The organism is Herbaspirillum sp. C7C2 (assembly GCF_022627865.1).
Classification (GTDB): domain Bacteria; phylum Pseudomonadota; class Gammaproteobacteria; order Burkholderiales; family Burkholderiaceae_D; genus Herbaspirillum; species Herbaspirillum frisingense.
In genome coordinates this window covers 92,835-116,609 of the sequence record NZ_JABXGI010000012.1, presented here as the reverse complement: position 1 = coordinate 116,609, position 23,775 = coordinate 92,835, and the positions used below count along the sequence as shown (strand labels likewise).

Sequence of the window (23,775 nt, the reverse complement as noted above, 5' to 3'; positions counted from 1 at the left end):
CTTCTTGACTGTATCGGTGGCGTACTCAGGCTTTGCCCATCAGGCCCTGCGGACGGAACATCAGCATCCCCAGGAACAAGGCCAGCACGATCAGCATCTTGTATTGCGGTCCCAGGAGGAAACCGCCCACCACTTCGATCAGGCCTACCAGCACGCCGGCGACGAGGGCACCGACCACGCTGCCGAAGCCACCCAGGTTGACCACCACGAAGGCGATCAGGATGAAGTTGGCGCCCACTTCCGGGAAGATCGGGAAGAAGGTCGACAGCAGCACGCCGGCCACGCCCGCGCAGGCCGCGCCGATACCCCAGGCCAGGGCAAACATCTTCTGCGAATCGATACCCATCAGCTGGGCGGCTTCCTTGTCGGCGGCAGTCGCCTCCAGGGCCGCCCCCAGACGGGTACGGGTGAGGAAGGTATAGATCACACCGGTGACGATGATGGCGCCCAGGCCTGCGGTCAGCTGGGGCGTTCCGATCTGGATGCCGGCGATGGATACCTGGCCGCTGACCATCGAGTTCTCGATGGTGCGGAAGTCGGCCTTCCAGAAGAATTGCGCGATACCACGGAACAGGATCATCAGACCGAAGGTCGTAAAGATCTGCGACACCATCGGTGCATTGGTGATCTTGCGGATGACCAGCTTGTAGAGCAGTGCACCCAGCGCAAAGAGGAACAATGCCGTCAGCGGCAGGGTGAAGATGGGGTCGAGCGCGAACAGGGCGAACAACCAGAAACTGGAGTACATCCCGAACATCAGGAATTCGCCATGCGAGAAGTTGACGATATCCATGACGCCAAAGATCAGGGTCAGGCCGATAGCAACGAGCGCATAGATCAGTCCGATCAGCAAACCGGACGCAAGGGTCTGCGCCAAAATATCCCAAGACATAATTTTTCCCTCCAACGAACTATTCACGCACCGTCTTATCAGCCGCCTGCGATGAAGATTTTTCCGCGGGGAGGCCGGCCCGGCCTACGTCGCCGGCCAGCCGCCCCGTGGCACCATGAGTGCTATCGCCTGCTTACTTGCGTTGATCCCACTTCGGCATCGGCCAGACCACGTCGCGGGTGGCCATGTCGAACGGCCACACGGTGTAGTACTTGCCGTTGATGATCTGCAGCAGGATGCCCGAGCTCAGGGTGTTCTGGCCGTGCTCGTCGAACTTGATGCCCTTCCACGGCATGATCAGCTTGTCGCCCGGGATGTTGGTCTCGGCCAGTGCCTTGCGGATGGCTTCGGCATCGGTCGAACCGGCGCGGTTGATGGCATCGGCCAGGGTCATGAGACCCGTGAAGGTGCGCGAGGAGTTGCCGGTGAAGTTGATCTTGTAGCGGTTGTAGAACAGATCGTTGACCTGCTTGATCAGCGGGTTCTTGGCAGCCAGGTCGAGCGACCAGACATCGCGGGTGATGATGTAGTCGGCGTCCTTGCCCAGGGTCTTGATGAACTCGGTATCGATGAAGCCGGCGTCATTGGCCAGGATCATGTCGGGGTTGAAGCCCAGTTCCTTGTAGGTCTTCATCGACAGGATGGCGTCACCCAGGTAGGACGACTGCAGCACCACCTGCGGTGCGGCTGCCTTGAGCTGCTGCACTTCCGAGGTCAGCTGGGTGCTCTTGGCCGGGTAGACCACGGTCTTGACCAGGTCGAAGCCACGGTCCTTGGACAGCTTGGTCTCCAGCTTGGTGGTCTCGTTGCCCCACAGGGTGTTTTCGTTGAAGGCGCCGAGCTTGTTGACCTTGATGCCCTTCTTGGCTTCCAGCTCCTTGAAGAACTCATAGAAGTTGGTCACGAACAGGTCATCGTGGGCGGTAGTGCGGAAGAACCACTTGAAGCCGCGCTGGGTCAGCGACGCCGAGGACGATTCCGGGTTCAGGTAAGGCACCTTGTAGCGTTCTGCCACCTGGCTGGTAGTGGCGGTGACGTTGCTGAAATAGCTGCCGACCAGGGCCACGACCTTCTCCTGGCTGATCAGGCGTTCGGCTTCGGTAGCACCGACCTGCGGGTTGCCCTGGGAATCGGCGAACACCAGCTTGATCTTGGCGCCCTTCAGGTTGGGCAGGCCGCCACCGGCCGAAAACGGCAGGTTGGGTACGCCCTTGGCACCGTTGTTGATGATGTCGGCAGCCAGTTCCAGCGCGTCCTTCATCTCGGCGCCGGTGGAGGCGGCAGCACCGCTCAGAGGATAGATGACACCGATCTTGATTTCTTGCTGTTGCGCGTGTGCCGCAAACGCGACCAGGGAAAACGAGACCGCTACCCCTGCCGTGCGGACCGCTTTGACGCTGTTGGAGATGAGACCTAGCATGATGAGACGCTCCTTGTTGTATTGAATGACACCCAAAATCCCCCACCGCATGAAGCCTTTAGCGGGAGCTACCCCAAATAACCGGCGCACATTGCAAGCTCTTCCCTGAAGAAGCTTGCACGACGCCCTCCTCCCCGGCGGACCGGCAAGGCTTACTGCCATCTTCGGAACCTGCGCGACATGGCTGCCCTGGCGGAACAGCCCGGCCATCGCGGCCCAGGTGATGCGGTTCTTTCTGCTGACTATCGACTGACGGATTCGGACTGCGGGAATGTCGCTGTGCTGGTTGACAGGACTCCCCGTCAACAAAGCGTCACTCCCCAAATGGCGACGTGCATTGATGCCACGTCCTTATTGCTTTGCTTCTTTTTCCATTTTTTGTCTCTGCTTGTTTTTTTTGTTGAATCCTATATTTTTCATCGATAATATGTCAATAAATTATTTTTAAATAAAAAACTAAATACCGACAATTTCTTCGTCGTGTTATTAGCAAAGCGCGTGCCAGAATTTGAAGTCGAGTGGGGACAAGGTGGAAAACACAGGCGCAGAAAGGGTTTCAGGCCTGTTCAGGATTTTCGGCGGGGGATCGGCCGGCTCAGCAAGCAGGACTTAATCGCACGTTTTGAGTGCACTATCTCAATAATTCATCAATAAACTGCACTAATAAAGTTAATTCAGAAAGGTTAGGCGTCCATGGAACAAGGTCAGAATTTGTTGGGGGAGCAGCGTTGGCAGTTTTGGATCGACCGCGGTGGCACCTTCACCGACATCGTCGCGCGCAAGCCGGATGGCACGCTGTTGACGCACAAGCTGCTGTCGGAAAATCCCGAGCAATACAAGGATGCGGCCGTAGCCGGCATCAAGCGTCTGCTAGGGCTGAAACCCGGTGAGGCGATTTCGCCACAGGTGGTCGAAGCGGTGAAGATGGGCACCACCGTCGCCACCAATGCCCTGCTCGAACGCAAGGGCGATCCGACCGTGCTGTTGATCACCCGGGGCTTCCGCGATGCCTTGCGCATCGCCTATCAGAACCGCCCGCGCCTGTTCGATCGCCACATCGTCCTGCCTGAACTGCTGTTTGAAAAAGTCGTGGAAGTCGACGAGCGCCTGGGCGCCCACGGCGAAGTGATCACGCCTCTGGACACCACCTCGGTGCGCCAGCAACTGGCGGCGCTGCACCAGGAGGGCTATCGCGCCGTGGCCATCGTGCTGATGCACGGCTATCGCTTCACCGAACACGAAAAGAAGCTGGCCGACATCGCCACCGAGCTGGGTTACACCCAGGTCTCGGTCTCCCACGAGGTGAGCCCGATGATGAAGCTGGTCTCGCGCGGCGACACCACCGTGGTCGATGCTTACCTCTCCCCCATCCTGCGCCGCTACGTGGACCAGGTCGCCAGCGAGATGGATGGCGTGCGCCTGCTCTTCATGCAGAGCAACGGCGGCCTGACCGACGCCCACCGCTTCCAGGGCAAGGACTCCATCCTCTCCGGCCCGGCCGGCGGCATCGTCGGCATGGTGCGTACCGCCGAGACGGCAGGCTTCAACAAGATCATCGGCTTCGACATGGGCGGCACCTCGACCGACGTGTCGCACTATGCCGGTGAATTCGAGCGCGAGTTCGAGACCCAGGTTGCCGGCGTGCGCATGCGCGCCCCGATGATGAGCATCCACACCGTGGCTGCCGGCGGCGGCTCCATCCTGCATTTCGACGGCACCCGTTATCGCGTCGGCCCGGACAGTGCCGGTGCCAACCCCGGCCCGACCAGCTATCGCCGTGGCGGCCAGCTGGCGGTCACCGACTGCAACGTCATGCTGGGCAAGATCCAGCCGGCCTATTTCCCCAAGGTCTTCGGCCCGGCTGCCGACGAAGCCCTGGATCGCGACGCCGTGGTCGCCAGGTTTAGCGAACTGGCCGAACAGATCCATCAACAGACCGGCAATCGCCGTACGCCGGAAGAAGTGGCCGAAGGCTTCATCGAGATCGCCGTCGGCAACATGGCCAACGCCATCAAGTTCATCTCGGTGCAGCGCGGTCACGACGTCACCGACTACACCCTCACCACCTTCGGCGGCGCCGGTGGCCAGCACGCCTGCCTGGTGGCCGATGCGCTGGGCATGACGCGCGTCTTCGCGCACCCCTTCGCCGGCGTGCTGTCGGCCTACGGCATGGGTCTGGCCGACCAGACCGCCATGCGTGAACAGGCCATGGAACTGCCCCTGTCCGCGCAGTCGCTGGGTCAACTCGATGCCGAACTCGGCAAGCTCTCCGACGAGGCCAGGACCGACCTCCTCACCCAGGGCGTGGCAGCACAGCAGATCAACGTCATCCAGCGCGCCCACCTGCGCTATGACGGCACCGATTCGGTGATCGTGGTCAACTTCGGCGACCTGGCCGGCATGGTCGAGCAGTTCGAGTCCGCCTACAAGAAGCGCTATTCCTTCCTGATGCCGGAAAAGACCATGATCGTCGAGGCCATCTCGGTGGAAGCCATCGGCATCTCCACCGACCGCGAAGAAAAGCCCGAACACCTGCCCCCGCGCCAGGGGCCGTTGACTGTCACCGAAACAGTGCGCCTGTTCTCCGGCGGCCAGTGGCACGACACCGCCCTGTACCGTCGCGAAGACATGCGCCCCGGCGATATCGTCCACGGCCCGGCCATCGTGGCCGAGAAGAACGCGACCAACATCGTCGAACCCGGCTGGCTGGCCGAAGTCACGCCGCTGAACCATCTGATGATGCAACGCTACCAGGCCCGCCCGCAACGCAAGGCCATCGGCACCGACGCCGACCCGGTCATGCTGGAGGTGTTCAACAATCTCTTCATGAGCATTGCCGAACAGATGGGCCTGCGCCTGCAGAACACTGCCTTCTCGGTCAACATCAAGGAACGCCTGGACTTCTCCTGCGCCCTCTTCGATGCCCAGGGCAACCTCATCGCCAATGCGCCGCACATCCCGGTGCACCTGGGTTCCATGGGCGAGAGCATCCGCACCATCATCCGCGAGAACGCCGGCAAGATGCGGCCGGGCGATGTGTTCATGCTCAACGATCCCTACCACGGCGGCACCCACCTGCCCGACATCACCGTGATCACGCCGGCCTTCGACAAGGATGGCCGCGAGATCCTGTTCTATGTCGGCTCGCGCGGCCACCACTCCGACATCGGCGGCATCACCCCCGGCTCCATGCCGGCCAACAGCACCGTGGTGGAAGAAGAAGGCATCCTCATCAACAACTTCCAGCTGGTGCGCGGCGGCCGCTTCCTGGAACAGGAAACCGTGGCCCTGCTCGGCTCCGGCCCCTACCCGGCGCGCAACATCGCCCAGAATCTGGCTGACCTGCAAGCTCAGATCGCGGCCAACCAGAAGGGCGTGGAAGAACTGCTGAAGATGGTGGATCACTTCGGCCTGGACGTGGTGAAGGCCTACATGGATCACGTCCAGAACAACGCGGAAGAAGCGGTGCGGCGCGTCATCACCCTGTTGAAGGACGGCAGCTACGACTATCCGCTGGACAATGGCGCCGTGATCAAGGTCGCCATCCGCGTGAACCACGAGCAGCGTACCGCCGACATCGATTTCACCGGTACCTCGCCGCAGCTGAACAACAACTTCAACGCGCCCAGCGCCATCTGCATGGCCGCGGTGCTGTATGTCTTCCGCACGCTGGTGGATGACGAGATTCCGCTCAATGCCGGTTGCCTGAAGCCCCTGAACGTCATCATCCCGGAGGGCTCCATGCTCAATCCGCGCTATCCGGCGGCGGTGGTCTCGGGCAACGTGGAGACCTCCAGCTGCATCACCAATGCCCTGTATGGCGCACTTGGCGTACTGGCGTCGGCGCCGGGCACGATGAACAACTTCACCTTCGGTAACGGCCGTTATCAGTATTACGAAACCATTTCCGGTGGCTCGGGGGCCGGCAAGGGCTTCAACGGTACCGATGTGGTGCAGACCCACATGACCAACTCACGCCTGACCGATCCGGAAATCCTGGAATGGCGTTATCCGGTCCGTCTGGAAAGCTATGAGATCCGTGAAGGCTCCGGTGGTGCAGGTGCCTGGCATGGCGGCAACGGCGGCATCCGCAAGATCCGCTTCCTGGAACCGATGACGGCATCGATCCTCTCCAACAACCGCATCGTGCCGCCTTTCGGTGCCGATGGTGGCGACCCTGGCAAATGCGGCCGCAACTATGTGATCCGTAACGATGGTCGAGAAGAGGATGTCGGCTTTGTCGCCAGCACCGAGATGCAGGCCGGCGAAGTATTCGTCATCGAGACGCCGGGTGGCGGCGGTTATGGAAAGCCCGTCTGAGACTGCCTCGGGCGAGGAGAAGTAGAGAGTAGTGGGTTGTAAGTGCAGTAGCAGTACCGTGTAGTGCCGTAGCAAGTAGTACTTCTGGTGGTAGTGTGTCTCTTTGCGGCGTCCTCTTCGATATCGAAGGCGACGCCGCTTTTTTCTGAAGCGGCCGATCTGTGGGCTTCAGACTAGTTGCTGCCTAGCCATTCTTGTGGCTTTGCTGGCCGGCCTTGACGTGTTGCTCGTGTGAGCCACCGCGCGACGAATCGCCTTGCTGCTGACCCGAACCGCTGCTGCTCTGGTTCTGCTGGTCATTCTTGTGGCTCTGCTGGCCAGCCTGCGAGTGCTGCTCGCTCGAACCGCCCCGCGTGCCACCGCCTTGCTGCTGTCCTGCCTGGTTGCTGCTCTGGTTCTGTTGATCGTTCTTGTGACTCTGCTGACCGGCTTGCACATGCTGCTCTTGGGAACCGCCGCGGGTTCCGCCTTGATTCTGGTTCGACATGTCTTCGCTCCTGGTTTGATGCTGCGCTCATGCGCAGTAGGTGCATCATCGATCTGCGGCCTCTTCGCGCGTATCGGCCAATGGCTTCTGCTGGCGTAGGCGCCCGCTGTCGGAGACGTCATCGAAATCCGCAGGCTTGCCCCAGTGCTACCGGCCACTGCGCGGCAGGCGAATGGCAAACGTCGTGCCCTCGCCAGCCGATGAGCTCGCCGTGGCAGAGCCGCCGTGTGCGATCGCCACCTCCCGCACGATGTAGAGACCCAGCCCCATGCTGCCGGGCCGGTCCCCCTCCTTGCTGTTGGAGGCCACCAGACGCACCAATGGCTCGAAGATGGCCTGGCGCTGCTCTTCCGGAATCACAGGTCCGCGGTTATTGACGGAAACGACCACCTCCTCATCGCCGGCGTCGATCGCGATGAGGATGCGTTCAGCAGGCAGACCGTGTTGTATGGCGTTGCCAAGCAGATTGGACAAGGCCTGTGCAATACGGCCAGCGTCCCAATGACCGTCCAGCCTTCCCGAACTCTTCAATACGATGTCCCGGTCCGGGTGGGCGCTGCCGATTTCGTCGATCACGCGTCTTGCGATCTCGCCCATGTTGGCGGACTTCACGTCCAGCGGCAGGCCGGCTCCGAGGTGGGTCCTGGTATAGTCGAGCAGGTCGCTGACGAGCTTGCTCATGCGATGACCGCTGTTGTAGATGCGCGCGGCAATCTTGCGGTGCTGATCGTTGATATCGTCCGCCAGCAGCAATATCTGCGCCCCCTGGATGGTCGCACCCAGCGGATTGCGCAGATCGTGGCCCAGGATGGCCAGGAACAGATTGCGCGACTGTTCGAACAGTCTGGTGTAGCGTGCCAGCGATTCGGCCAGCGCCTGATCGATGGCCTCGTTGAAGCGTGTGATGTCGTCCACATTGGTTTCATACCCCTCCTTCCATTCCCGCGCCCAGAGCCGCAAAACACTGGAGCGCAGGGCACGGTATTCGGAAGCCAGCTGCTCCACATTGAAGCCCGACAAGAGCCTGGCGATAGCGTGGGTCTCGGCCGCGGTGTCATCGGCGGCGCGTGGCGCACGCCCTTCCGATTTGACGATGCCCTCGGCCTCGGTCTGAGTATTGTCCAGGTCATCGGCAATGGCCCGCAGCATCACCGAGGCGTGGTTCCTCAGTGCTTTCGAATCCATGGTCAAGGCGGGCGGGGTGATCGTTCTGGCGAATTGCTCCCAGGCTTCCAGGATCAACTCCATGCGGGAGCGGATGAAGTCGGACAAGCGCAGCACAGGTCTGTTTGACATTTTTTTTCTTCCTCCGGATCAGACTTCCAGTTGTTGGAGCTTTAGGAAAATGAGAACGAAAAAGCCAATGGATTGTTCCTGATGAGCGGAAAGATTCCCCGCAGAAACCAGGGATCACGCGTCAATGCCGCATGGTGGACAAACCGCTCCCCATGCACCAGCTATCCGGACAGCCTGTTCCCTACAGGACGGCCTCAACGGTGGAGAGCAACAAGCTGAAGGCACAAGGCTTGGTGAGCAGGGCCGCAAAGTTTTCGCGTGCCTGCCAGGAGTTCTTCATCGGCGTGGCACTTAGCAGGACCACGGGAATCGCCGCGAATTGGGCCTCGGATTTAAGTTTGGTCGCCAGCTCCAACCCATCCATGACCGGCATGCGCAGGTCGGTAAGGACGACATCCACCCTCTGCTGTGGGTCGAGCAGCAGCTCATAGGCCTGTGCGCCGTTGGCAGCCTCCAGGACCTGATAGCCTTCGGTCCGTAGCACTTCGCAGAAAAGTGCGCGGACATCGGTGTTGTCTTCCACCACCAGAATGGTGCGGGCAATTTCCGTTCGTTGCATGGATGAGTCCGCTCTCTCGTACAGCGCCCGAGGTGGGCGTCAATATCGATTATGAGGCGCCCTGATCGCCACCGGGATCAGGGAATCACTCAAAACTCGCAAAAAATCGCCTACGTCGACGTAGGAAAAATCGCACAAAGCGCGACCATGGCACGGCCTGCCGTGCACAAGGATCAGAAACGCCAGTTCGCCGAGACGGCCGCCGTCAGCTCCGCATCACCGCCGCGCCAGAGCGTGCTGGACAAGGATGCGTCGACCACCATGTCCTGCCGCACCCGGTAGGAGGCGCCGGCCTGCAGGTCCAGGCTGTCGCGCTGGATCACTTCACTGCTTGCCGCAAATGCGACGTCGGGATACCCCGCCAGGCGCGCTGTCTGCGTGGTCGTGCGCGCCAGCATGTCGCGGCTCACGCCGGCACGCAGATTGGCACGGACCTGCCGCCCCGAGGCCAGCGACAGGTCGCTGCGCCATTCGCCCCCCAGGCGTGCACGCATGGAACGCAAGGAATTGCTGTCCAGTTGCAGGCCCGGCCCGTCCGTATTGTTTTCCGTGATCGCAGGCCGCGACAGCACCGTATAGTCGAGACCGGCCAGCGGCCCGGCGCTGCTGCCCTCGCCGATGCGCCAGCGCCAGCCACCACCCAGCGTGGCGCTGGCGACGGTGCCGGTCCAGGTGCCACGCGGCGCGCTCTGATATCCGTTGAAACCGATCTTGCGTTCCAGGCGCCCGTCTTCCACGCCCACGCGGGCCTGGGCGAAGGCATGCGGTCCGGCCAGGGGATCGGCGGCATAGGCCAGGTGTGCGCCCACGTCCAGCGCCGAGGTCTCGCCGGATGCCGGGGTGCGGCCATCGACCCGGGTCGACTGCCCACTGACCGCGCCATGCAGGCCCACCGTCCAGCCATCCATGGCCAGGCCACTGCGCTCCACCCCCAGCACCACGCCATAGGTATTGCCGTTGGCGCCCACGGCACGCTCGGACCGGTCGCGCCAGTAGGCACTACCGAAAGGCATGGCGAACGCCGTCCAGTCGCTGCCCGCCGGCACCTGTCCGTCCAGCATCGTTACGGCCGGTGCGCGTGCGGCCACCAGATCACCGATGTGCCGCTCACGTAGCAAGGCACCCGAGAACATTTCGCCATAGGCCACCGGCGACAGCTGCCGCAATGCCGGTGCGATGGCGCCGCCGTCGGCCGCCGAAAAGTCCAGCGCGGCCACCAGCGAACGCATGTCGCCCCGGGCATTGCCCGCTGCCACGTCGAGCGAACGCGCGACCTGCAGCGTCACGTCATCGTTGGCGTAGCGCGAATAGGCTGCATCGCGGCGCTGCACCGAAACGGTATAGCTCAGGCCGCCCGCTGCGCTGACGTCAGCCACCAGGGTGGGCGAAGCCAGCAGGGCGCTGGCCGACGCGAACGCGCCGCTGACGCTGCCGGCCTGCAGCCATTGATCGCTGGTGAGCGCGAAACGGTTTGCGTACCAGCTGCGTTGCGGGGCGATGGTCAGGCTGCCATCCAGCGCCGCGTTGCCGCTGACAATCAGGGAACTGATGTTGCCACTGCCGTCCACGCTGGTCTGTAACCGGCCGTCGGCCCCCTGCGCGTAATTGCCGACCACCGTGATGTTGCTGCCCAGCGTGGGGGCCAGCGTGCCATGGTTGGTGAACAGGCCGGCGCTATTCAAGGTATAGCGGCTGCTGCCACCCAGCAGGGCGCCCTGGGCGATATTGACCTGGTAGATCTGGTGGTCGCCGGTCAGGAAGGTGGTGCCGCCCTCGAACGCCAGCGACAGATTGTCGATGCCCACGATATTGCCGTCATAGCGCAATGCGAAGCCAGGATCGGCCGAAGCGGTGGCGCGGCCATCGCCGTCCGGCAGGTAACCGAAGCTCAGGATGGTCAGGCGTGGCGCACTACCGTCGAGCTCGGCATAGTCGGAACGGATATCGCCCTGCAGCGAAGCGCCGCGCATGACGTTGATCTGGCCCACATACGCATTGCTGGAGATATAGATGGCCGCACTGCGGCCGGCCAGGCGCCCGGTCAGGTCGAAGCGGCTGACCAGCGGGCCATCCAGCTCCGCCAGCAGGGAGCCAGTGGCCTTCGATCCCCGGTAGATGTAGGAGCCACGGTAGTCGCTGTCATTGCCCAGGATATTGTTGCCGAAGTCGAAGCTCACTGCGATGCCGTCCTCGCCCAGGGCCTGTACGTCACCGCGCTGGGTGAGGGTGTGGTCCTTGCCATAGGTGAACATCACCCCGCGCCCATAGGCGCCATCGGCATAGACCCGGGTACCGGGCAGGATGATGATATGGTTGCCGGCGCCGTCGATGCGCATGCCCGCGCCACCTGCGCCAGCCGAGAGCAGGTCGGCGCGCTGGTAGATGGTATTGTTGCTGCCGTAGACATGCAGGCCCAGGCCCAGCGTGGCCAGGTTATAGGTATTGGGCAGGTAGGCGCTGCCTTCTGCATTGCGCTGGAAAAAACCGTCGTCGTTGAGGATCACCTGGCCGTCGGCGTAGACGGAACGCCCGAAGAAATTGCGACGGTCGATGTCATAGCCCAGGTCCTGCAGGATCGCCAGTTCGGCTTCCATGAAGGTGGTGTAGTTGCGGTAGCTCTGATGGCTCATCAGGCTGTTCTTGAGCTCCAGATGCGACATGAATGGCGGATCGGAATCGGTCTCGGTGCCGGTGCTGAGCGGTATGCCGCGCATGCCGGAGCCGGCCAGCACCTGCGCCACGTTCGGACCGATGAAATACCCCGAGTTCTTGCTGACGTCGAACACATCGGCACCGCTCACCTTGCTGCATGTCATGCACCAGATCACCTGGCCGGGCTGGGCCGCCTTGCCGTTGTCGTCGCGCAGGTGGGCGGTCCACTGGCTGATCCTGTCGCTGAAGTTATACACGGAGGGGCCGGAGGGCTGCTCGGTTTCTTTGACATCAGAGCCGATCCCCAGTGCATGTCCGATCTCGTGAAAAGCGACCGCCGGCAGATCCCAGCCCGTGACATTGCGCGGCAGTTGGGAAGGAATGTAGTCGTTGGTACTCACCGGCAGGTTGCCAATACCCACGAAGCCATGCGCACCCAGTGTCAACTTGCCGGCCTGCAGATTCTGCAGCGCTGCCTGCACCTGGGTCGGCGCGATGCGCAGGCCAGGCACCAACGGACTGTCGGCATGGGCGTTGTCGTCGCCATCCTCGCTACCGATATTGATCACCGCCGGGGACGTACCGGGGATCACCTTGATATAGTTGGCCCACTGTCGAAGCCCCGCCAGGGTCTGCTGCTTGAACATGTCCGAGAGCGCAAACGGCGAGGATTGGAACGTGTCCCCCTCTTTCTGGAAGTCACCGTCAGCAGGCCCGTAGAAGCGGGCCTCGAAGATCGGCACCTGATTGCGGTCCAGGATCGTGTGTGATTCATAGGTCTGCGCCTGTGTCTGCGCCTGTGTCTGCGCGCAGGCCAGCATCGCCGCTGCGGCGACGGCCTTCAATACCAAGCCCTTCATGCTACCCCCCTGATGGCGCCGGCCGTTCCGGCCTCTGGCGCGTTTCTTAACGTTTTACGTGTTTTTGTTAAGGCGCCACCGTACAACAGCCAGAGAAGGGGCAAAGCCGGCAAATAGGACGGTTTTCCACCCCTGATTGCGCGGTTCACCACCGGCCTTGCCCCCAGCCCGATCTATTGGCTGCACGCAATTACTGCTGAGCATCATTTTTGCGACAGTGGTGATGAATGGTTAGCGATCACCACTGCGCTTACTTCCTTGTTACGTCGTTTTTACGTCCAGTGGACGTCGCTGTTACGCGTCTGTCACAGGTCTGTCATGCCGCGGTCATGTGCCTGTCACATGCCTGTCCCGGCAGGCGGGAACACGCTTCCAGCCAGACGAAAAGCGTTCTCATTGGCGCGCAACTTGCTTAGTGTCAATGGGGGTTTCAACGGGTAGTTCACAAGATCATGCATGACAATCAACAGACTGAAGAATTTTTGCGGCATATGCCTGCCGTCGTCGACTGCGAACGTTCGCTCAGGGAGCTCAGCGTTGCCTGGCGCCTGATCGAGTCGACTGCCAAGATGGTATGTCCCACCGAAGCCAAGAGCATCCTGCCCACCATCAAGGTGACGCGCGAGGGCTTCAACCAGTTGGAAAAGAGGCTCATCGCCAATCTGGTGCAACAGAACGTATCGAAAGTGGTGCAGGAGTTCGATTTCAAGGCCCGGGTCATCATCGACATCGTGGTCCGCAACCTGTTCGAGCGCACCGCCGATGTTGGCTTCCTGGCCATGGACGAGGCCATCCGCCAGTTCATCCTGGCCGGGCCGGACGGCGAGCGCCACCAGATCGTGGCGCGACTTAATGCCTACCGGCAAAAGTACACGGTCTATGACGAGATCTTCATTCTCGATCCACAGGGACAGGTGCTGGCCAATCTCGACCCTGCCAATACCGTGACGCATTCCCGCGACCCGCTGATAGCGCGCACCCTGGCCGCCAACGGTTATCTGGAGACCTTTGCCGTCACCGATCTGCGCGGCGGAAGCGAACGCTCCCTGATCTACTCCCACAAGATCGTCAACCCCGAGGATGGCAAGACCATCGGCGTGCTGTGCCTGTGCTTCCCGGTGGCGGTGGAGATGGACGACGTCTTCGGCGGACTGCGCAAGCCCAACGACCGCAGCGTCATGCTCATGCTGGACCAGGACGGACGCGTCATCGCCAGCAGCGATGTCGAACATGTGCCGGTCGGCCGCACCGTGCCGCTGGCGCTGGAAGGCCCCTACCAGTTGGTGACCCATGCCGGGCGCGACTACCTGGCGCGTACCTGCGCCGCGCGCAACTACCAGGGCTACAGTGGCCCCGGCTGGTACGGCCACGTGATGGTGGCCTGCGATGTGGCCTTCCGTCAGCCTGGCCAGGACATGCTCTCGCAATACGACGCGGACCTGCTGGCTGGCGTGATGTCACACGCCCGCTCCTTCTGCCCGCCCCTGCATGACGTCACGCTGCTGGCCGACTCCATCAACCACTCGCTGCGGCGCGTGGTGTGGAACGGCAAGATCATGGCCTCGGGCGACGCTGGCGACCTGCTGCGGCTCAAGGCCATCCTGCAGGAAATCAGCCAGACCGGTGACGAGACCAACGAGGTCTTCCGCGAATCCATTCTCGACCTGTATGCCACGGCGCTGTCGTCGAGCCTGCAGGACCTGCAGTACATCTCGCGCCTGATGGTCGACATCATGGACCGCAATCTCTACGAACGCGCCAACGATTGCCGCTGGTGGGCACTGACCCCGCGCCTGCGCCAGCTGCTGGCCCAGGAGACGCGGCGGCCCGCCGAACTGGCCGAGCTCCAGAAAATCCTGGCCTCCATCAATGCGCTCTATACCGTCTACACCAGGCTGGTGGTGTTCGACAGCCACGGCCACATCGTCGCGATGAGCAAGCCCCTCGCCGAAGCCAGCGAGGGCAGCAATCCCGGCGCCTCCGGCGGCAACCTGCGGGTGGACGAACAGCTGCTGCGCAATACCATGCGCCTGAGCGATCCAGGCCAATACTGCGTGTCGCCCTTCGAAGCGACGGCCCTCTACGATGGTGCGGCCACCTATCTCTACAGCGCAGCCATCTTCCCCCCTGAGCGCAGCGGTCCTCCGGTCGGCGGCATTGCCATCGTGTTCGACGCCACGCCCGAGTTCGCCAACATGCTGGGCTCTGCCCTGCCCGAGCAGGAAGGCGCCTTCGCCGCCTATACCGACCGCCAGGGACAGGTCATTTCCAGTACCCACCCGGATTACCCGCCCGGCAGCGTGCTGCCGCTGGGCGCGGCCACCAGCAGCAGCGCCAACGGCAGCAGCGCAGCTGAAATCCGCATCCATGACGGCCACTACATGGTGGTCGGCCACACCACCTCATTCGGCTATCGCGAGTACAAGAACAGCGACGATTACGTCAACGACGTGATTGCCATGGTCTTCACGCCCATCGGCCAACAGAGCGGCGCCGTGCGTGCGCTCGACGGCGCCGATATCGAAGTCGCCAGCAGCGGCGGCAAGCTGCGCGAATTCGCCACCGTCACCATCGACGGCGCTGTCTTCGCACTGCCGGCCGGCAACGTGATCGAAGCCATCGAAGCCTCGCGCATGCTTTCCACCTCCACCTTCAAACCGGTGCTGGCGGGTGCGCTGGACTATCACGAAGGAGGCGCAGCCAAATCGGTGTTCGTACCGGTGGTGGATATGCGCCAGCTGTTGCTGTCGACCGCATCGACCACCGCCGACAGCCGCGAGATCGTCATCGTGCGCCATGCCGGACGCCTGGTCGGACTACTGGTCGATGGTCTGCATGACGTACTGGAATTCGGCGAAAGCCACATCGATGCGCCGCTGATTATGTTCGGCGGTGGCGTCAATTACATCGGCAACCTGATCCGGACCGCCAAGCCTGGCGACACCATCCAGGTGGTGGATGTGGAACGCATCGTCATGAATTTCTTCGGGCCGCGCAAGGAGGCCTACCTGGCGGCGTCCTGAGGCGGGGGGTGACGGACAGCCGCCCTCGCTTGCCTGCCCTCAGCCGTCACCGCCGGGCAGACCCGCGGCATTCCTGACGGCTGTCATCTGCGCCAGGATGGAGACGGCGATTTCAGCCGGCCTGTGACTATCGATAGGCAGACCGATCGGCGCATGCAGCCGCGCAATCTGCGCCGCGCCGAGATCGAACAAGGCCAGCCGCTCGCGACGGCGCTGGCTGCTGGCACGCGAACCCAGGGCGCCGACATAGAAGGCCGAAGAAGTCAGCGCCTCCAGCAGGGCCATGTCATCCAGCTTGGGATCGTGGGTCAGTGCCACGATGGCGGTGTGGGAATCCGGCTTCATCTCCAGCACCACATCATCGGGCATGCCGGCGACCAGCCGGGTACCGGCGATATGCCAGCCCGCCGCATACTCCTCGCGCGGATCGCAGACCAGGACCTCGTAGTCGAGCATCATCGCCATCCTGGCCAGCGCCTGTGACAGCTGTCCGGCGCCGATGATCAAGAGGCGCCAGCGCGGCCCGTAGCATACGGTGAAGTCAGGCTGCGCCAGCACTGGCCCGGGCAAGGCACCGTCGGCATAGCCCAGCCTCGTGCAGCAGGACAGGCCGCTGGCCAGATCGAGCTGGCGCCGGATGCGCCCCTGCGCGGTGGTGACCTCCAGCACTTCGTCGAGCCAGCCGGAGCCCGGCAGCGATTCGCGTACCAGGACCAGGGTTCCTCCACAGGGCAAGCCAAACCGTGCGGCCTGCTCCTGCGTGGCGCCATATTCCAGAACGGCGGGGCGCACAGACGTCGCGCCCTCCTGACGCACGCGCTCGATGAGGTCATCCTCGACGCATCCGCCGGAGACCGATCCGACCACGCGACCATCGTCCCGGATGGCCAGCATCGCCCCGGGACTGCGGGGCGCGCTGCCCCAGGTACGCGCCACCGTGAACAGGTGTACCTGGTATGCTTGCCGCCGCCAGTCGCGCGCCGTGCGCAAGACCTCCAGATCCAGGCTTTCCATGTCTGTCCGCCCTGCCTCAGACCGCGGCCAGACGAAATACGCCCATCGACAGCTTCACCGCCCCGGCCTGCTCCACCAGCGACGCCGACGAGGCCGCAGCCTGCTCCACCAACGCCGCATTCTGCTGGGTAATGCGATCCAGCGAAGACAATGCCGCCGCCACCTGCTGCACGCCCTCGCGCTGCTCGATGCTGGCGCGGGAGATCTCGTCGAGCAGGCCGCTCACGCCACCGATGGATGAGACCACCTCCGTGATGGTGGTCGCCGAGGTCTTCACCTGCGACTGTCCCTGGCTCACGCTGCGTAGCGATGCGGTGATCAGCTCGGCGATTTCGCGTGCTGCCGTAGTGCTGCGCTGGGCCAGCGTACGCACCTCGCTGGCCACCACGGCGAAGCCGCGTCCGTTCTCGCCCGCACGGGCTGCCTCCACTGCGGCATTGAGCGCCAGGATATTGGTCTGGAAGGCGATGGCCTCGACCACCTTGACGATCTGTCCGATCTGCGCGGCATCCTCGGCCATCGCCTGCATGGTCTGAACGATGCGATCGAAGGCCTGCCCACCGCGTTGCGCCACATCCGCAGCTGCCATCGCATTGGCCGCCGCAGAGACGGCGTGATCGGCATTGTTCTGGATGGTGGCAGCCAGTTCCTCCATGCTGGAGGCAATCTCCTGCAGCGACGATGCCTGGCTCTCGGTGCGCTGGGACAGGTCCATGTTGCCGGCCGCGATGTCCGAACAGGCCCGCGTCACGCCATGTACATCACGACCGACTTCGCCGATCAGGCTGACCAGGCTGCTCCTCATCAGCAGAAGCGCCCGTACCAGATCGGCGGCATGTGGCTGGGCGGTCTGATCAAGGGGCGCATCGAGATCACCGGCAGCCATCCGATATGCAAAGTCGGTGGCCTGCTCCAGCGGCTGCATCAACTGTCGTCGCTGCCAGAGACTGCCCAGCACCAGCATGGCCAACGCCACCGCCAGCATGACCAGTGCCGGCACCCGGCTTGCTGCAGACCACAGCAGGCCGGCTGCCAGTGCGCTCGCCAACGGCAAGGCCTGCCACAGCACGATGCGCTTGAGCAACCCCGGTCGCCACAGCCGCTGCACCATCCCCGGCAGACCGGTGCGCAGGAACTGGCCACCGCGCACGGTCCAGCCACGGGCGCGCCGCTCCTTGAAGCGGCGCAACATGGCAGCGGCGAAACTGACCTGCTCCGCTGGCGCATGGGTGCGCACCGAGGTCGATCCGATCACGCGCCCGCCTTCCCGCACCAGCGAGACATTGGTCATGGCCCAGATGCGCTGCCCATCGCTGCCCCGGATGCAGGTCAGTCCGGCCCACCGGCGTCCCTGCTCGATCGTGGTACGGCGCATGTCCTTGACGGCTTCGGCCGGCACGTCGGGATCGATCAGGCGCGTGTAGGGCATGCCCACCAACTCCTGCATGGGAATGCCCACCTCGTCGGCGAACGCCTGGTTGGCATAGGTAATGATGCCCTCCGAGCTGGTCCGGCTGATCAGATACTGTCCCGGCCGCAGTGCGCGACCATCTTGCTGCTGGCTCACCATCCCCCTCCTCAGCACCGTCCGGCCAACCCTCCGGCGGCGATAGTTTCCCGCGATTAATAACGAACATCATTCTGTTATTTTGCATCCTTCGATGTCAAGAAGAATTCCGCTATCGACATCATCATCAGGTGGCGCAGCAGCGCTTCGAACTATCCGCGTCACGGCATCGGCAACGCAGCGTCGTACACGAACAACGACGGCGCGCAGAGGTGTGCGATAGCGAGCATTTCCTCACATCGCCCCACAATCCACTACGCATATGGCTTCCATGAGCATGAAGAATAAAAAACGCACCAAAAACGCGAATATGGACAGCTGAACTTCTTTTTTAAGTGCATGTGACGGGACGGCTGCACCATTTGTTTCCCCAGCCATCCTGCCCTGCCTTCCCCGGCAAGGATGCGTGACAAAAAAACTTTCCCCTCACACGACAATAACGATTGACATTCATTTTATTGAGATTAAATAATGTCATTCATTATTTGACGCACATCAAAGCAGGCGCCGCGCCGCCCACTCGTTCAGATCCATTGCAGTCCGATTCATCCGTAGCGCCACCGCCAGCGGTGGTTTTCAACGCTGTCTTGATTGTTCAACCTGAAGGGGAAATAAAAGTGAAGAAACGTCTGTTAGCCGCCGTCTCCGCCGGCCTGTGCCTGGGGGGGCTAGGTACCGAAGCGATGGCCCAGAGCAGTGTCACCATCTACGGCATCATCGATACCGGGGTCGAATATCTCAATCACACCAATGCCGCCGGCCAGGGCAAGCTGCGTACGCTGCCGCTGACCGGACTGCTGCCCTCGCGCATCGGCTTCAAAGGGGTCGAGGACCTGGGTGGTGGCATGCGCGCCTTCTTCAATCTGGAAAGCGGCTTCGTGCCGACCACCGGCGGCATGGGCCAGGGCAACCGCCTGTTCGGACGACAATCCAATGTCGGCCTGATGGACCCGACCTGGGGTACCTTCACGCTGGGTCGCCAGTACAACATGACGGCCATCTCGCTGATCGCCGCCGACATCATGGGGCCGGCCAACCACGGCCTGTCCAACATGGACTCCTACCTGCCCAACACGCGCAGCGACAATGCGCTGGGCTACATGAACAAGATCGGCAACACCACCGTGGGCGCCACCTATAGCTTCGGTCGCGACACCTCCACGGCGGGCGGGCCTGCGGCCACCAATTGCGCTGGCGAGAACGCCGCCGACGCGCAAGCCTGTCGCCAGTGGACGGCGTTGATCAAGTACGACACCGCCACCTGGGGCGTCGCCACCGCCTACGACACCCTGCGCGGCGGCGCCGGGGCGGGCAACCTGCTCACCAGCAGCAACTACAAGGACAACCGCGCCTCCTTCAATGGCTGGTTCAAGGTCGGCGATCTGAAGATCGGTGGTGGCCTGATTGCCCGCCACCTGCAACGTGCAGTCGACATCAACTACAACCTCTGGTATCTGGGCGCCAGCTACGCGCTCACGCCACAGTGGCAGGTCGAAGGCCAGGTGGCCCATCTGGATACCCGCAACTCACCCGACGACAGCACGCTGGGCACGGCACGGGCGATCTACTTCCTGTCCAAGCGCACCAGCCTCTACGCGTCGTATGCCTACATCAAGAATCGCGGCAACGCCGCCATTGCCGTCAGCTCCGGCAGCACGGTCGGTGTCGGCCAGAACCAGTCCAGCGTGATGGCCGGCATCCGGCATACCTTCTGAAGCAGCTTTACTCCTGAGGATCCCTTTGTAGGACTTGGCGGAACGCATCGAGGCGTTCCGTTTTTTTTGGGCGTCCCGGAGGGGCCGGAGAGGGACGAAAAAAAGGCGCCGTCGCGACGGCGCCTGCTCTTCCATCTGGCCAGCCTCAGAAGGGAGGCAGTCTTGCCTCGCCCTGACGCATCTCGGGATGATGCAGCACGTCCAGCACATGTGCCGGCGTAAACGGCTGCTGCCATACACCCTGCCCAAGGGGACGCAAGGCGTCGTTGACGGCACACCAGATGGCGCCAATGGCCCCCACCGTCCCGGCCTCGCCCACCCCCTTGGCACCGAGACTGGTTTCGCGCTCGGGCGTGGTCACATGGCCCACATGGATCTGGGGCATCTCTGAGGCCATCGGAATCAGATAGTCCGCCAGCGAGGCATTGCTCATCTGCCCGTTCTCGGAATAGATGCACTGCTCGAACAGGGCCGCGCCTATCCCCTGCACCACGCCACCTCGGATCTGCTCATCGGTCAGCAGAGGGTTGACGATACGCCCGCAATCTTCCACCACCCATACGTCCAGCACGCGGATCATGCCGGTCTCGGTATCGACCTCGACCTGCGCCGCCTGCACCCCATTGGCGGCGAAGTAGGGCTTGCTGGTCGGCGCATAGCTGCGCTCCACCGTCAGTTCCGGGATGACGTCCAGCTTGATGGCGGTCGAATCGTAATGCGCCTTGAGCGCCACCTCCGCCAGGCTCATCAAGGCCTCGCCGTCACGGCCGATGATCATGCCATCGACGATATCGAGCCCGTCCTGCGATTGCTCGCCAAGGGCCGCTGCGATCGCCAGGATATTGGCGCGCAGTTGCGCTGCGGCCAGCAGGGCCGCTTCCCCGGCCAGGGAAATGCCGCGCGAGGCCCAGGCACCGCCCCCCAGTGGATCGCGGGAGGTATCGCCGGCCGCCACCGCCACCGTCTCCAGCGGACTACCCATGGCCTGGGCCACGATCTGGGTCAGGCCAGTGCGCGTGCCCTGCCCCTGGTCGGTCGCGCTCGTTCGGCACTGGATGTGACCGGAGGGCAGCAGGCTCAGGCGCACTCCCTCCTTGCCGGCCACCCTGACCTGATTGGGTCCATAAAGGCCCGCGCCCACGCCGGTCAGCTCGACGAAGGTGCACAAGCCGATGCCACGATAGACGCCGCGCTGGCGCAGCGCATCCTGCGTGGCACGCAGCTGGCGATAATCCATGTTCTCCAGCAACTGATCCATGCAGGCGTCCAATGACAGCGGGCCCAGCGGGATGCCGCCGGCAGCAGGCAGCATCGGCGCCTCGGCCGGACGCGCCGGCAGATGATTGCGGCGGCGCATGGTGACCGGATCCATGCCGATGGCCGCCGCCGCGTCATCGATCAGTTGTTCGATGACGGCGCAGGCGATGGGCTGGCCCACGGCACGATAGGCACCGGTCGGTACCTTGTTGACGAAGGCCCCGCGCACCCGCCCGCGGAAGGCGTCGATGCGGTAGGCCGAGCCGCACAGGTCGAGCGCCTGCAAGGCTTCGCCGATACTGGAACGCGGGTAGGCGGACACCGCCCCGAAGCAGAACAGCAGATCCACGTCCAGCCCCAGCAGGTGTCCTTCGGCATCCACCGCCAGTTGCGCCTCGACGCTGGCGTCCCGGGCGTGGACATCGGAGACGAAGGATTCCAGGCGGTCCGCCTGGAATTTGACGGGCCGGCCCAGCAGCATCGCAATGGCGACCACCGCAATCTCGTCAGCATAGGCGTGCAGCTTGATGCCGAAAGCGCCCCCCACGTCGGGGCTGGCGACCCTGACCCGCTCCAGTGGCAGGCCCAGCAGGCTGGCATAGATCTCCTGCATCTGGAAGGGCGCCTGATGGGATTGCTGGATGTCCAGCTCGCCGGTGCGCCGGTCAAAGCTGGCCAGGATGCCACGTGGCTCCAGCGGCACACCGGTCTGGCGACCGAAGCTGAAACGGCGTCGTACCACCTGGGCAGCGCCGGCAAATGCGGCGGCCACATCACCCTTGCCGATCTTGCGCTCCAGCGCCAGGTTGTGCTCGATGGCCGGGTGGCAGGGGGGACAGCCGGGTTCCAGTGCGGCGCTCGGGTCCACCACGGGCTCGCCCTCCTCCCAGTCGATCTCGATCAGTTCGAGCGCGTCCTCGGCCTGCGCGCGCGTAGCGGCCACCACCGCCGCCACCGCTTCGCCCTGCCAGAACACTTCGTCGATGGCCAGCGGATTCTGCGGTGCCGAGACATGCTCCGGCCACATGGCAAAGCGGGTGGTCCAGCCAGCGCAGACGGTCGCCAGGTCGGCGCCGGTGACGACCGCACTCACCCCGGGCATGGCCGCAGCAGCGTCGACATTGATCGCGTGCATACGCGCACGCGCGAACGGACTGCGATAGAACACCACATGCTGCATATCGGCCAGCACCAGGTCGTCGAGATAGCGTCCGCGTCCGGCCACGAAACGCTCGGCATCCGCGCGGGCGACGCTACGGCCGATCAGGCCAGCGGCCGCGGTCTGGGCGGCGGCGCTCATGCATCCTCCCCGGCAGCTATTTCGATGGCATCGACGATGGCCTGGTAACCGGTACAACGGCAGTAATTGCCCGAGATGGCATCGCGGATCTCCAGGCGGCTGGGGCAGGCCTTGGCCTGCAGCAGCTCATTGGCCGTCATCAGCATGCCCGGCGTACAGAATCCGCATTGCATGGCATTGCGCGTCACGAAGGCGCGTTGCAGGGCGGCGATCTCACCGCTTTCGGCCAGCCCCTCCAGGGTCTCCACGCTCAGGCCGTCGACCTGCACCGCCAGCATCAGGCAGCCGCGCACCACCGCGCCATCGACGCGCACATTGCAGGCACCGCAGACGCCGACCTCGCAGCCGACGTGGGCGGCCGTCAATCCCATGTCCTGGCGCAGGAAGTCCACCAGGTTGCGGCGCACCGGCACCAGGCAATTGACGTCCTTGCCGTTGAGGGTGAATTGGATGTTGGCGTGTTCCACGCAACGGACGGACAGGTCATCCATGGCTGGCTCCGTAAGGAATGGTTGAATCGGCCGGCGCGCCGAAGGTCGCCGCCAGAACGCGACGTATCAGGGCGGCCGCCTGCAGGCGCTTGACCTCGGGGCTGCCGAAGTGGTTGTGATCGGGATTGAGCTCGGCCACGGCAGCCCTGGCGATCTCCTCGCCCAGCGCAACGGACCACGCCTGCCCCTGCGCCAGTGCAGCGGCCGCGGTGGACAGGATGGGCATGGGATCGGTGCCGAAGGTGGTCAGCCGCAGGTCGCTGATGATGCCCTCGGCATAGCTGGCCCGCAGCGCGACGCCGACCATCGCGAAGTCCCCATGGCGGCGCGCCAGCTCGTCGAAGCCGAAGACCTCCTGCGGCTGGCAGGCCGGGTAGAGTGCTTCGATCAGGATTTCGTCATCCTGGCGGGCCGTCTCGTACAGACCGAAGAAATAATCCACTGCCGGCACCTCGCGCACGCCGCCGTCACGGCTCTGCAGCACCAGCAAGGCATCCAGGGTGATGGCGCAGGCCGGCATCTCCGCCGACGGATCGGCCAGCGCCAGACTGCCGCAGGTGGTACCGCGGTTGCGCACCGCCGGATGGGCCACATGGCGCATGGCCATGTGCAGCAAGGGCAGATGTTGTTCCACCAGCGGTGAGCTGGCGGTCTCGGCATGACGCACCAGGGCGCCGATGCGCACATGGCTGGTATCCTCGGCCAGCACGATGCCCTTGAGCGCCTCGATGCGATTGATGTCGATGAGTAGGCTCGGCGCCGACAGGCGCAGATTGAGGGTGGCGAACATGCTCTGGCCGCCGGCCAGGATGCGCGCATCGCTGCCGTGTTCAGCCAGCAGCGCGCACGCCTCTTCCAGCGAACTCGGGCGGGCGTATTGGAAACCTGATGCCTTCATGCAATATCCGATAAGTTGTGACAG

General features: G+C 63.3%; 14 protein-coding genes. 3 read left to right on the top strand and 11 right to left on the bottom strand.

What is annotated here, in order from left to right; translation table 11 throughout:
* Positions 1 to 25: 25 nt before the first annotated feature.
* Positions 26 to 892, bottom strand: a complete 867-nt coding sequence (locus HWE04_RS16250; RefSeq protein ID WP_241813046.1) for a branched-chain amino acid ABC transporter permease — start codon at positions 890 to 892, stop codon at positions 26 to 28.
* A gap of 133 nt (positions 893 to 1,025) precedes the next feature.
* Complete coding sequence (locus HWE04_RS16245) at positions 1,026 to 2,312, bottom strand: ABC transporter substrate-binding protein (RefSeq protein WP_006461846.1); 1,287 nt, start codon at positions 2,310 to 2,312, stop codon at positions 1,026 to 1,028.
* 693 nt (positions 2,313 to 3,005) lie between these two features.
* Between HWE04_RS16245 and HWE04_RS16240 the strand changes: the two genes are divergently transcribed.
* Positions 3,006 to 6,632, top strand: a complete 3,627-nt coding sequence (locus HWE04_RS16240; RefSeq protein ID WP_241813045.1) for a hydantoinase B/oxoprolinase family protein — start codon at positions 3,006 to 3,008, stop codon at positions 6,630 to 6,632.
* A gap of 184 nt (positions 6,633 to 6,816) precedes the next feature.
* On the opposite strand, the gene HWE04_RS16235 is transcribed toward HWE04_RS16240, so the two are convergent.
* The 4 genes from HWE04_RS16235 to HWE04_RS16220 all read right to left on the bottom strand — a co-directional run bounded on the left by HWE04_RS16235 (position 6,817) and on the right by HWE04_RS16220 (position 12,486).
* A complete protein-coding gene (locus HWE04_RS16235; RefSeq protein ID WP_234295425.1) occupies positions 6,817 to 7,119 on the bottom strand; it encodes a hypothetical protein in 303 nt (100 codons plus the stop codon).
* A 147-nt stretch (positions 7,120 to 7,266) separates the two neighbouring features.
* Positions 7,267 to 8,415 carry a sensor histidine kinase gene (locus HWE04_RS16230; protein ID WP_241813044.1) on the bottom strand — a complete coding sequence of 383 codons (1,149 nt, stop codon included), beginning with the start codon at positions 8,413 to 8,415 and terminating at the stop codon, positions 7,267 to 7,269.
* A 181-nt stretch (positions 8,416 to 8,596) separates the two neighbouring features.
* Complete coding sequence (locus HWE04_RS16225; RefSeq protein WP_077236946.1) at positions 8,597 to 8,974, bottom strand: response regulator; 378 nt, start codon at positions 8,972 to 8,974, stop codon at positions 8,597 to 8,599.
* A gap of 173 nt (positions 8,975 to 9,147) precedes the next feature.
* Positions 9,148 to 12,486 carry an autotransporter outer membrane beta-barrel domain-containing protein gene (locus tag HWE04_RS16220; RefSeq protein WP_241813042.1) on the bottom strand — a complete coding sequence of 1,113 codons (3,339 nt, stop codon included), beginning with the start codon at positions 12,484 to 12,486 and terminating at the stop codon, positions 9,148 to 9,150.
* 491 nt (positions 12,487 to 12,977) lie between these two features.
* On the opposite strand from HWE04_RS16220, the gene HWE04_RS16215 reads away from it, so the two are divergent.
* Positions 12,978 to 15,509: a chemotaxis protein CheW gene (locus HWE04_RS16215; protein WP_241813041.1), complete on the top strand. Its 2,532-nt coding sequence runs from the start codon at positions 12,978 to 12,980 to the stop codon at positions 15,507 to 15,509.
* Positions 15,510 to 15,548: 39 nt separating this feature from the next.
* On the opposite strand, the gene HWE04_RS16210 is transcribed toward HWE04_RS16215, so the two are convergent.
* Together HWE04_RS16210 and HWE04_RS16205 are read right to left on the bottom strand one after the other, a co-directional pair.
* Positions 15,549 to 16,523: an XdhC family protein gene (locus tag HWE04_RS16210; protein ID WP_241813040.1), complete on the bottom strand. Its 975-nt coding sequence runs from the start codon at positions 16,521 to 16,523 to the stop codon at positions 15,549 to 15,551.
* A gap of 16 nt (positions 16,524 to 16,539) precedes the next feature.
* Positions 16,540 to 18,090 carry a methyl-accepting chemotaxis protein gene (locus tag HWE04_RS16205; protein ID WP_241813039.1) on the bottom strand — a complete coding sequence of 517 codons (1,551 nt, stop codon included), beginning with the start codon at positions 18,088 to 18,090 and terminating at the stop codon, positions 16,540 to 16,542.
* 617 nt (positions 18,091 to 18,707) lie between these two features.
* On the opposite strand from HWE04_RS16205, the gene HWE04_RS16200 reads away from it, so the two are divergent.
* Positions 18,708 to 19,805 carry a porin gene (locus tag HWE04_RS16200; RefSeq protein WP_077236941.1) on the top strand — a complete coding sequence of 366 codons (1,098 nt, stop codon included), beginning with the start codon at positions 18,708 to 18,710 and terminating at the stop codon, positions 19,803 to 19,805.
* Positions 19,806 to 19,950: 145 nt separating this feature from the next.
* Here the strand turns inward: HWE04_RS16200 and HWE04_RS16195 are convergent, their stop codons facing one another.
* Genes HWE04_RS16195 through HWE04_RS16185 form a run of 3 tightly spaced genes read right to left on the bottom strand, consistent with a single transcriptional unit; the run spans position 19,951 to position 23,751 of the window.
* The gene (locus HWE04_RS16195) at positions 19,951 to 22,362 is read right to left on the bottom strand and encodes a xanthine dehydrogenase family protein molybdopterin-binding subunit (RefSeq protein ID WP_241813038.1); all 2,412 of its coding nucleotides are present in this window, start codon (positions 22,360 to 22,362) and stop codon (positions 19,951 to 19,953) included.
* A complete protein-coding gene (locus HWE04_RS16190; RefSeq protein ID WP_241813037.1) occupies positions 22,359 to 22,853 on the bottom strand; it encodes a (2Fe-2S)-binding protein in 495 nt (164 codons plus the stop codon). The genes HWE04_RS16195 and HWE04_RS16190 overlap by 4 nt, the downstream gene beginning before the upstream one ends.
* Complete coding sequence (locus tag HWE04_RS16185) at positions 22,846 to 23,751, bottom strand: FAD binding domain-containing protein (protein WP_241813036.1); 906 nt, start codon at positions 23,749 to 23,751, stop codon at positions 22,846 to 22,848. Before HWE04_RS16185 ends, HWE04_RS16190 begins: the two co-directional genes overlap by 8 nt.
* Between the last annotated feature and the right edge of the window lie 24 nt (positions 23,752 to 23,775).

What these genes read in the sequence shown, in the direction of transcription:
- HWE04_RS16235 (WP_234295425.1), bottom strand. Translation starts at nt 7,119, where the DNA reads ATGTCGAACCAGAATCAAGGCGGAACCCGCGGCGGTTCCCAAGAGCAG.
- HWE04_RS16210 (WP_241813040.1), bottom strand. Translation starts at nt 16,523, where the DNA reads ATGGAAAGCCTGGATCTGGAGGTCTTGCGCACGGCGCGCGACTGGCGG.
- HWE04_RS16220 (WP_241813042.1), bottom strand. Translation starts at nt 12,486, where the DNA reads ATGAAGGGCTTGGTATTGAAGGCCGTCGCCGCAGCGGCGATGCTGGCC.
- HWE04_RS16185 (WP_241813036.1), bottom strand. Translation starts at nt 23,751, where the DNA reads ATGAAGGCATCAGGTTTCCAATACGCCCGCCCGAGTTCGCTGGAAGAG.
- HWE04_RS16195 (WP_241813038.1), bottom strand. Translation starts at nt 22,362, where the DNA reads ATGAGCGCCGCCGCCCAGACCGCGGCCGCTGGCCTGATCGGCCGTAGC.
- HWE04_RS16250 (WP_241813046.1), bottom strand. Translation starts at nt 892, where the DNA reads ATGTCTTGGGATATTTTGGCGCAGACCCTTGCGTCCGGTTTGCTGATC.
- HWE04_RS16230 (WP_241813044.1), bottom strand. Translation starts at nt 8,415, where the DNA reads ATGTCAAACAGACCTGTGCTGCGCTTGTCCGACTTCATCCGCTCCCGC.
- HWE04_RS16215 (WP_241813041.1), top strand. Translation starts at nt 12,978, where the DNA reads ATGCCTGCCGTCGTCGACTGCGAACGTTCGCTCAGGGAGCTCAGCGTT.
- HWE04_RS16245 (WP_006461846.1), bottom strand. Translation starts at nt 2,312, where the DNA reads ATGCTAGGTCTCATCTCCAACAGCGTCAAAGCGGTCCGCACGGCAGGG.
- HWE04_RS16240 (WP_241813045.1), top strand. Translation starts at nt 3,006, where the DNA reads ATGGAACAAGGTCAGAATTTGTTGGGGGAGCAGCGTTGGCAGTTTTGG.
- HWE04_RS16225 (WP_077236946.1), bottom strand. Translation starts at nt 8,974, where the DNA reads ATGCAACGAACGGAAATTGCCCGCACCATTCTGGTGGTGGAAGACAAC.
- HWE04_RS16190 (WP_241813037.1), bottom strand. Translation starts at nt 22,853, where the DNA reads ATGGATGACCTGTCCGTCCGTTGCGTGGAACACGCCAACATCCAATTC.